The sequence below is a fragment of the Nocardioides sp. J9 genome, assembly GCF_007829375.1.
GTDB lineage: Bacteria > Actinomycetota > Actinomycetes > Propionibacteriales > Nocardioidaceae > Nocardioides.
This window is the reverse complement of the sequence record NZ_VLJQ01000129.1, coordinates 1-10,273: the sequence shown is the minus strand read 5'-3', so window position 1 is coordinate 10,273 and position 10,273 is coordinate 1. Positions and strand designations below refer to the sequence as shown.

Annotated in this window: 4 protein-coding genes; 2 read left to right on the top strand and 2 right to left on the bottom strand. The window is 74.2% G+C overall.

The window, feature by feature from the left end:
• Together L615_RS21480 and L615_RS21475 are read right to left on the bottom strand one after the other, a co-directional pair.
• Positions 1-1,713 (bottom strand): hypothetical protein (locus tag L615_RS21480; protein WP_186449972.1); only part of this gene is annotated, 1,713 nt, incomplete at its 3' end.
• 192 nt (positions 1,714-1,905) lie between these two features.
• The gene (locus tag L615_RS21475) at positions 1,906-7,407 is read right to left on the bottom strand and encodes a carboxyl transferase domain-containing protein (protein ID WP_261376804.1); all 5,502 of its coding nucleotides are present in this window, start codon (positions 7,405-7,407) and stop codon (positions 1,906-1,908) included.
• A 184-nt stretch (positions 7,408-7,591) separates the two neighbouring features.
• Here L615_RS21475 and L615_RS21470 point away from each other — a divergent pair, with 184 nt between their 5' ends.
• Together L615_RS21470 and L615_RS21465 are read left to right on the top strand one after the other, a co-directional pair.
• Complete coding sequence (locus tag L615_RS21470; protein ID WP_186449971.1) at positions 7,592-9,367, top strand: sigma-70 family RNA polymerase sigma factor; 1,776 nt, start codon at positions 7,592-7,594, stop codon at positions 9,365-9,367.
• 137 nt (positions 9,368-9,504) lie between these two features.
• Positions 9,505-10,155, top strand: coding sequence for a sortase domain-bontaining protein (locus L615_RS21465; RefSeq protein WP_145726418.1), 651 nt, complete (start codon positions 9,505-9,507; stop codon positions 10,153-10,155).
• Positions 10,156-10,273 lie beyond the last annotated feature (118 nt).

Below are 10,273 nucleotides of genomic sequence, written 5' to 3'. Positions count from 1 at the left end.
GCCGCCGGCAAGGTCGATGCCGAGGGTGCGCAGCAGGGGGTCGAGCAGCCAGCGGTCGAGGCCGCTCACCAGCGGGTTGACCAGGCCCTCGAGCACCAGCTTCGAGACCCAGTTCAGCAGGCTGCCGATGCCGAGGAACTCCAGCAGGGAGGAGAGCGGGCCGAGGCCGCCGAGCAGGGTGAGGTCGGTGAACGCCAGGTGCAGGGTCGGGATGCCGAGGCCGCCGACGGCGGCGGGCAGGAGCGCGGAGTAGTCGTCGCCGACGATGTCGAGGTCGACGACGCGGGTCGGCCGGCTGGTGCTCTGCCCGCTGCTGAGGGCGATCGTGCCGCTGACGACCTCGACGCCCTTCCAGCTCGACAGGCCGATGTCGAGCAGCGCGACCCGCAGCTTCGGCGAGGTCGGGTCACCGGCGCGCTGGCCGAGCCGCACGTCCACCCCGAGCAGGCCGCTGTCGATCAGGAGCTTGACCCGCTTGCCCTCCGACAGGCAGGTGATGCTCTGCGCGGTGGCGCTGGCGTCGGCGAGGGTGACCCGGATCGACAGCGGCACCTGCACCTTGACCAGGCCCAGGTCGAGGTTCACCGCGTTGCCGGACAGCTCGAGCTCGACCTGGGAGCTCTCGGCCTTGCCGCCGCACTGGACGACCGGGCGCTGGCCGACCTTCACCCGCACCGACAGGTCGACGAGGCTGGAGCCGCCGGAGCCGAGGGGCAGCGGGACCTTGACGTTCAGCGGGAGTGCGATGACGTTCTCGCCGTTGGCGATCGCGAGGGAGCCCGCGACGAGGTCGAGCAGGTCGAGCTTCACCTCGGCCGCCGCCTCCTGGGCGGTGTCGAGCTCGACGAGGTCGGACAGCGTGATGTCGATGTTCGAGACGTTCGCCTGCAGGCCGCCCATCACGTTGCGCAGCAGGTCGACCTCGGCGAGCCGGCCGCTCTGCCGCTCGAGCACGTTGACGGCGGCGAGCATCAGCCGGGACAGGCCGACGCCCACACCGGCGGCCTTGGTGAACGACGCCACCGAGATGTCGGCGCCGACCAGGGCGTCGAGCTCCTCGATGAGCTCCAGCAGCGAGAGGTCGACGCCGGCGAGGCCGGACTCGGGGTCGAGGACGCGGGCCGAGAGGCCGCTGCCGAGCAGCTTGCCGAGAAGGGCGTCGAGGAGCCAGGACCGCCCGGTGTCCACCTGGGCGGCGTACGAGCTGACCTTGAGGCAGGCGACCTTCGCCGCGATGCCGACGGCGCTGCGCCGGGCGTCGCCGCGGCTGACGCCGGTGACGCCGGAGAAGGCCATGGGTACGTCGTGGGCGACGGTGACCCGGATGCCGCCGGGCACGTCGGTGGCAGATGCCTGCTGCCAGCCGCCGTCGTCGTCGCGGACCACGAGCTGCCAGGTGACCGCGCCGGGCGGCAGGTCGCCGCCGACGCCGGTGGCGTTGCGGGCGACGCTGCGGTCCCGGGCGGTGTTGATCCGCTGGATGTCCGCGCTCGAGTAGCCGGAGACGGGCTTGCCGGTCAGCTCACGGGCGAGGTCGAGGGCGACCACGTCCGCGACGGCCTGCAGGTCGCGACGCAGCACCCGGTGCAGCCCGGCGTCCACCGCGAGCGCACCGACCACCAGCAGCACGACGAGGCAGAACGACCCGAGCACGGCCACGGCGCCACGCTCCCCGCGCTGCGCCCGCCTCCGGGCGCGCTCCAGCAAACCCATCGGGGCTCCCTCCCCTGTCCGGCCCGCCGCGCCCGGCGACTCCCACGCCGACGCCGACGGACGTCTCCCGCGGGGGACGCTATCGGAGAAGTGGAGAACCCTTGTCAGGAGTCCCGTAGCTGGAGCTGTGCCCTTGGTCACGCGGGACCGTGACCCGGGCCGGGGAGCGGGCCGGGCAGCGGGCCGGGTGGGTCAGCGGTGCAGCCCCTTCTCGATCGCGGCGACGACCTTGGGTCGCAGGTCGCTGGCCGCGATGACCTCGTCGACGGAGCCGACCTCGACCGCGCGGTGGATGTTGTGGACCGCGTCGAACTCCGCGGCCACCTCGGCGATCTTCTCGGCGCGCAGCTGCGCGCGGAGCTCGGCGAGCTCGACCACCAGCCGGCCTCGCTCCCCGTCCCCGGCGCCGTCGATGCGGGCCTCGAGCTCGGCGACCCGCGGGTCGGCGGCAGCGCGCTTGGCGACCTCGGCGGAGAAGACGACGGCCGCGGCGGGCGCGCCGCCGAGCACGGAGGCGTAGGAGCCCTCGATCGCCAGGACGGTCATCTCCGGGTTGAGCCGCTTGGAGAACACCACGAACGCGCCGCCGTGGTAGCGGGAGATCACGCAGAAGACGATCGGGCCGCGGAAGTTCACGATCGCCCGACCGATCTCGGCGCCGTACTCCAGCTGCAGGTTGCGCATCGACTCCGGCGAGCCGTCGAAGCCGGACAGGTTCGCCAGCACCACGAGCGGCCGGTTGCCGGAGGCGGCGTTGATCGCGCGGGCGACCTTCTTCGACGATCGCGGGAACAGGGTGCCGGCGGTGTAGGTGTCCGGGCCGTCGGTGGGCGGGAAGCCGGCGCGCGGCACCGGCCTGGACTCGATGCCCACGAGACTGACGGGGTAGCCGCCGATGCGGGTGTCGACGACCACCGCGGTGTCGGCGTCGGCCATGCCGGCCCAGCGCTCGAGCATCTCGTGGTCGGCGTCGGCGAGTGCCCGCATCACGGTGCGGATGTCGAAGGGCCGCTTGCGGTCGGGGTTGTGCTCGGCGGAGAAGATCTCGCCGACGGTGGCGAAGTCGCCGCCGTGCGGGAAGCCCGACACGTCGCGGTCGACCGGGTCGCTGGAGGGCGCGCGGCGCGGCCCCGGCTCCCCCGGTACGACGTAGGTGTGCTCGTAGTGCGACATCAGCACGTTGAACGCGCCGGCCAGGTCGGGCACCCAGTACTGCGCCTGGCCGTTCGGGCCCATGACCCGGTCGTAGCCGCCGATGCCGTGGTTGTCCTCCGCGGAGACGCCGCCGGAGAAGTCCAGCGACTGCTTGCCGGTGAGCACCATCGCGCTGTCCGGCGTCATCACGAGGATGCCCTTGGTGTGCATCAGCATCGTGGCCTCGGCGTTCCAGTAGGGCTGGGCGCCGACGTTGATGCCTGCGACGACGATGTTGATCTCACCACCGGCCTGGGTGAACTCCACGATCCGGCGCAGCGCCGCGGCCACCCAGTCCATGTTCTCGGTGCCGCTCTCCATGGAGATGCGGGCGCCGGCGGACACGGCGAACCACTCGACGGGGACACCCATCTCCTCGGCGAGGTCGATCGCGGCCATGACGCGCGAGCACTCCGGCTCGGAGAGGGCGCCGAGCGACTTCAGCGGGTCGCCGCAGAGCACGACCCGGGTGATGCCCTCGGGGTGCAGCGCGGTCGGGGTGGTGACGACGGCGACGATCATGCCGGCGGTGTTCTGGCCCGGCGCCCGGTCGACCGGCACGAGGCGGCCGGAGGCGTCGAGGTCGTGCTCGACGACGGAGCCGCCGCCGGCGAGGACGGCCTGCAGCTCGTAGGGGTAGACCAGGCCACGGCGGCGGGCACGCAGCACCTTGCCGGTGTAGTCGTCGAGCGGCGCGAGCGGCTCGGTCGGCGGCTCGATGACGTCGGCGACGACGCCGGCGCCGGGCTTGGCGTGGAAGCGGATCGCCAGCGGCACCGGGGCGCCGCCGTCCGGGCCGGCGACGCGGCCCTCGGCGAGGACCTCCTCGATCCCGGCACCCTCGCTGAGCGGGGTGATCTTGCCCTGCAGCGCGGCGAGCTGGTCGAGGTCGGCGTCGACGACCGGCCACACCGTCACCCACACGTGGTTGACGTCGAGCTTGGTGCCCTCGCGGCCACGGGCGGTGCGCACGCGGCGGATCGCCTCGAGGCAGTTCTCGACCGCGCGCTCGGCGTGCGGCAGCGCGATGACCCTGCCCTCGTCGTCGCGTACGACGGCGAGCTGGCGCACCTGCGCGGCGGCGACCAGGCGCCGGTCGGCGGGATTGTTGCGGGCGACGCACTCGTAGAGCAGGACGTCGTCGGGCGCGGCGAGCCGGGTGACGTCGAACTCGCGCAGCCGCCACAGGTTGAGCCGGCGCCCGACCATCGGGTGCATGCCGCGGACCAGGGTGTCCTCGACGAGCACGTCGCCGCCGGGGCGGAAGGTGAAGTAGCCGACCGGCTGCGGCGCGCTGGGGCACACCACGACGGAGACCCGGCGGGCGCGTTCCGCGAAGGGCTGCTCGGCCAGCATCTTGGCCAGCTCGGCGGAGACGTCGTCGGCCTCGGCCGGGGCGTCGGGCCAGCGCAGGTAGACCTCGACGACGTCGTCGTGGTCGTCGGTGAGCACCGAGCTGACGGCTGCCGCCAGCGGGCCGTCGGGGTCGGCGAGCTCGGCGACGTCACCGATCGTCGAGATGACCCGGGTGGCGCCCTTGTCGTCGGTGGCGTACTCGGCGTGCACGACGGGGCGGCCGTCGTGCTCCTGCGGGGAGCTGACGGTGAGGTCGTGGAGGTCGTACTCCAGGTAGTGGCGCCGGATCAGCACCTCCAGCAGCGGCTCGCTCGTGGGCAGGCCGTCGCCGAGCCGGTCGCGCAGGAACCCGACGAGCGGCTCGGGGATCGCGGTGAGCGCGGCGATGCGCGCGTCGCGGTCGGCGGCCGCCGGGTCGGTGAGCGCCTCGACCTCGGCGGCGACGCCCTCGAGCACGGCGCGGCGCTCGTCGTCGACCAGCGGCTGGTCGAACCAGCTGAAGCGCACCGACCGGGCGAGGTCGCCGACGACGGCGAAGCGCAGCTGCGTGGCGCGGACCAGTCGCTCGAGCAGGGCGCGCACGGCGGCGCGGTCCTCGGCCTCGGGCGGCGGGTCGCCGAGCCAGCGCTGGAGGACGCCGACGGCGATCTCGACGTCGGAGGTGTGCTGCTGGGCGAGGAACACCCGGAACACGGCGCGCTCGAGGTCCGGCGTGCGGTCCAGGTCGGCGACCCCGTAGTGGCCGAGCACCCGCAGCAGCTTCTCCCGGAAGTGCTCGGGCAGGGCCCCGCGGTCGGGGTCGAGGCTGCGCAGGTAGGTGTGGAAGAACTCGCGCGAGCTGTGCACCCGCAGCTCAGCGGACGGCTCGTCACCCGCCGGGCGGTTGCGGCTGAGCTCGGCGAAGTCGGTGAAGAGGGACAGCAGGTCCATCTCCGTGCGCAGCGTGTCGGCCGGSGAGCCGGCGTCGCGGCAGGCGAGGTAGTCGGCCAGCAGCGCGGGACGCTGGTCCGGCTCGACGTCGTACCCGAGGAGCAGGCTGCTCAGCGCCGCGCGCGCCTCGGCGCAACGGCCGGACTCGGCGATCGGCAGCGGCTCGGGCAGGTCGAGGTCGACCTCGGCGCCACCGGCCTCCTGCTCCTCCGCGGCGTCGGCGGTGGGGTCGAGGCGCACCAGCGGCGCGCCGGTCTCGACCTGGCTGCCGACGCGGACCAGCAGCTCCTTGACCCGGCCGGTGAACGGCGCGGTGAGCGCGGTCTCCATCTTCATCGACTCGAGCACCAGCACCGGCTGCCCGGCAGCGACCTCGTCACCGACCGCGAGCGGGGTGGCGACGACGAGCGCCGGGGCGGGTGCGCGGACCATGCCGCCCTCGTCGCGGCTGATCCGGTGCATGACGTCGTCGACCTCGACGAGGTGGACGGTGCCGTGGCTGGCGGTGACGAGGCGGTAGCGGTGCCCGTCGACGGTGAGCCGGCCGTGCACCTCGTCGATCCGGTCGAGGTTGGCGGACACGGTGCGCTCGACCGCACCGGCGGTGATCGTGACGCGGTAGCGGGCGGGGCCGACCTGCTGCACGGTGAGTGCGTACGTCGTCCCGCGGAGCTTGAGCTCGATGGTGCGTGCCGGGTCGTGCTGGACCTGCGGCCGGCCGCCCTGGGCGGTGCGCAGCAGGTGCGCGATCTCGGCGCGCTCCTCCTCGTCGTACGCCTCGATGGCGGCGGCGACGAGCGCGATGCCGGAGTGGCGCGCGGCCTGGAGGCGGCCCTCGCCGCGGACCCGGTCGATCCAGCCGGTGTCGGCCCAGGCCGGCTCGCCGGTGGTGACCTCGGGCTGGTCGAGCAAGTCGAGGATGAAGCTCTTGTTGGTGGCACCGCCGTCGATGACGACCGTGGTCTCGGCCATCGCGCGGCGCAGGCGGGCGAGAGCCTGCTCGCGGTCGGCGCCCCACGCGATGACCTTGGCGATCATCGAGTCGAAGTCGGCGGGGATGGTGTCGCCCTCCGCGACGCCGGTGTCGACGCGGATGCCCGGCCCGGCGGGGAACTCCAGGCGGCTGATCCGGCCCGGGGCGGGGGCGAAGTCGCGGTCGGGGTCCTCGGCGTTGAGCCGCGCCTCGACGGCGTGGCCGCGCTCGTCGGGGCGCTCGCCGGACAGCGGGATCCCGCGGGCGACCTGGATCTGCAGCGCGACGAGGTCGGTGCCGGTGACCTCCTCGGTGATCGGGTGCTCCACCTGGAGGCGGGTGTTGACCTCGAGGAACGCGAAGGTGCGCTCGCCGGGGTGGTAGAGGAACTCGACGGTGCCGGCGCCGGCGTACCCGACCGCGTTGGCGAGCCGCTCCGCGGATGCCTTGAGGTCGGCGGTCTGGGCCTCCCCGAGCAGCGGGGAGGCGGACTCCTCGATGACCTTCTGGTTGCGGCGCTGGACCGAGCAGTCGCGCACGCCGATCGCCCACGCGGTGCCCTGGCCGTCGGCGATGACCTGCACCTCGACGTGGCGGGCGTCGGTGACCAGCTTCTCCAGGAACACCACGCCGCTGCCGAAGGCGCGCTCGGCCTCGTCGCGGGTGCGCTGGTAGGCGTCGGCGAGCTCGTCGGCGGTGGCCACCTTGCGGATGCCGCGACCGCCGCCGCCGGCGGTGGCCTTGAGCATGAGCGGGTAGCCGATCTGCTCGGCGCTGGCCAGCGCCTCCTCGAGGGTGTCGACGCCGCCGCGGCTCCACGGGGCGACGGGGACGCCGACCTCCTCGGCGATGAGCTTCGAGCCGATCTTGTCGCCGAGCTTGCGCATCGCCTCGGCGCTGGGCCCGATGAAGGTGACGCCGAGCCGGTCGCACAGCTCGGCGAAGGCCGGGTCCTCGGCGACGAAGCCCCAGCCGACCCACGCCGCGTCGGCGCCGGTGCGGGCCAGGGCCTGCTCGAGGACGGCGAGGTCGAGGTACGGGCGGTCGGCGGCCGCGCCGAGCAGGTAGGCCTCGTCGGCCTCGCGGACGAAGGCGGCGCCGGCGTCGACGTCGGTGTAGAGCGCGATGGTGCGGATCGCCTCGCGGGCGCAGTGCCGGGCGTTCAGGTCGCGGACGGCGTGGATGAGCCGCATGGCGGCTTCACCGCGGTTGACGATGGCGATTCGAGAGACCTCTGGCACGCTCTCGACACTGCCAGCCCGGGCGGGGGCGGCGACACAACGGATCCCACAGGATTGGCGGCCGTTCGTTGTCGGTTCCATCCAGCGCCCCGCCGGGCGCCGGGGGCGACGCGATTTCAGGGGCAGAAAAGTGCAAGGCTCGCGACTCTGGCCGCTCACACCCGTGTGTCCCTACGATCTCGCCATGACTGCCGCGGCCGCGTTGCCCGACGACGCGACCCTGGTCGCCGGTGTGCTCGCCGGGGACCGGCAGGCCTTCGCCGGGGTGTACGAGAAGTACGCCGACCGGCTGCACGACTTCGCCTGGTCGATGCTGCGCAGCTCCGAGGAGGCGGCCGACTGCGTGGCCGACTCCTTCGTGGTGATGGCCGAGAAGGTCGGCCAGCTCCGCGACCCGTCCCGGCTGCGCCCGTGGCTCTACTCCGTCGTACGCAACGAGTGCCTGCGCACCCTGCGCGCCCGCGGCCGGGAGGCCCACGACGACGAGTGGCTGGAAGCCATGCCTGACCACGGACCGAGCCCCGAGGACGTGGTGGCCGACGACGCCCACCAGGCGGAGCTGCGCGAGCTCGTCTGGGCGGCCGTCGAGGGCCTCAACGACCGCGACCGGGCGCTCATCGACCTGCACCTGCGCCAGGGCCTGGAGGGGGCCGAGCTGGCGGCGGCGATGGACGTGACCCCGTCGAACGCCTACGTCATGCTCAGCCGTGCGCGCGACCAGGTCGAGCGGGCGCTGGGCGCACTGCTCATCGCCCGCAAGGGCAGCGACGACTGCGCCGACCTGGCGAGCGTGCTGAAGGACTGGGACGGCACCTTCTCCCCCCTCGTCCGCAAGCGGGTCGCACGCCACATCGACAACTGTGAGGTGTGCGAGAGCCGTCGCAGGCTGATGGTCAGCCCGCTGGCGCTGCTGGCGGGCGTGCCCGCCTTCGCCGCCCCGGCCGCGCTGCGCGACCGGGTGCTCGACGACGAGCGGCTCGTCGCGTTCTACGTCGACCAGCCAGCGGTGGCGCCCGCCTCGGGGCCTGGTGCTGCTGGTGCTGCCGGTGCTGGCGGTGCTGGCGGTGCTGCGGAGCGTGCCCGTCGGCGCAGCGGGCTCGTCGCGGCAGCGGCGGTCCTGCTCCTGCTCGCCGGGGTCGCGCTGGTCACCCTGCTGTGGCCCCGGGGCGACACCGACCTGGTCGCCGTCGACACCCCGACCAGCACGCTGGCGACGTCCCCGGCGCCGGTCTCCTCCTCGGCGCAGGGGACGGACCCGACCACCGGGGCCGGGAGCGACCCCGCCCCGACCAGCACCGCCACCGGGACGACGGGCACGACCGGGACGACCGGGTCCACCGACGGGACCGACGCGACCAGCGAGCCGACGACCGACAGCACCGTCGCCGCCGCGCCCGGCGAGCTGCGGCTCTCCACCCGCTCCATCGACCTCGGCTCGAGCGGCACCAGCGGCACCGTTCGGCTCTCCAACGTCGGGGGGAGCCCGGTGGACTTCACCGCCCGGGCACGCACCGCCTGGCTCTCGGTCTCCACCAGCGGCGGCCGGATCGCGGCCGACGGGTCGACCGGCCTGCGGGTCAGCGCCAGCCGCTCCGGGCTGTCCGAGGGCACGCACCGCGGCCAGGTCGAGGTGACCTGGTCCGGCGGCACCGAGCTGGTCACCGTCACCCTGCGGGTGAACCGCCCGCCGGTCGTCGGCACCATCACCGCCGGCGCCACCAGCTGCAGCATCCCGGTCACCGCCGAGGTCAGCGACGGCACCGGCGTCCAGTCCGTCCGGGTCACCTGGTCGGGCTCCGCGAACGGCCAGGCCACCGCCACCCGCTCCGGCGGCCGCTGGCGGGCGAGCATCCCGGTCGCCGTCGGCGGCAGCGTGACGGTCACCTTCACCGCGACCGACACCGCCGGGCTGCGCTCGACGCGGTCGCGGACCTTCTCCTTCGACCCCTGCCCGGGCTGATCCTGCGGGGCTGGTCGGGGGGGCTGGTCGGGTGGGGCTGGTCCGGTCGGGCTGGTCCGGTCGGGCTGGTCCGGTGGGCTGGTCCGGGGCTCCGGGAAGAAGTTGCAAGGTCCGCCGCTGCGTCGGCTCCTACCTGCATGAGCCGCACGCGCACCCGCCTCGCCGACCTGGTCCTCCTCGTCGGGCTGGTCGCAGGCCTGGCGGCGCTCGCGGCCGGTGTGCTGCCCGGCCTGCTGCCCGGCCTGCAGCGCGAGGAGGAACCGGCGGTCGTCGTACCTGCTCCGCCGGCGCTGGCCCTGCCGCCGGCTCCCCCGGTCCCCGCCGCGCCGGCGCCGCCCGAGCGCGTGACGACACCGACCCGGATCGAGGTCCCGGCCATCGGCGTGGACGAGCCGCTCACCGGCCGGGGGCTGAAGGACGACGGCTCGCTCGACACCCCGGACTTCGGCAAGGCGGCGTGGTACTCCCCCGGCCCGCGTCCCGGCGAGCCCGGTGGGGCGGTGGTCGTCGCGCACGTGCACGGCCCCGACGGCCCCGACGTGTTCTGGGACCTCGCCACCCTCGAGCCGGGCGACACCGTCCGCGTGCACCGCCGCGGCGCCGTGGCGACCTTCGTGGTCGAGGACGTCGAGGACGTGCCGAAGGAGCAGCTGCCCTACGCGCGGATCTGGCCGGCGACCGAGGAGCCGCTGCTGCGGCTGATCACCTGCGGCGGGACCCGTACGGCGGACGGCTACCCCGACAACACGATCGTCTACGCGCGCCTGGTCGGGACCGAGCGGCGCTGAGCTGGTCGGGGCGGTCGGCTGGTGGCTGGGGGCGGTGGGCCGGTGGCCGCCATGTAACACGTCGTTCGCTGACCTCGCCGCCCGCTCACCGCGCCCCACCGGCGCGTCACCCGGCGTG

Excerpts from the sequence above, each read along its gene's own strand:
- L615_RS21465 (WP_145726418.1), top strand. The coding sequence starts at position 9,505 with ATGAGCCGCACGCGCACCCGCCTCGCCGACCTGGTCCTCCTCGTCGGG.
- L615_RS21470 (WP_186449971.1), top strand. The coding sequence starts at position 7,592 with ATGACTGCCGCGGCCGCGTTGCCCGACGACGCGACCCTGGTCGCCGGT.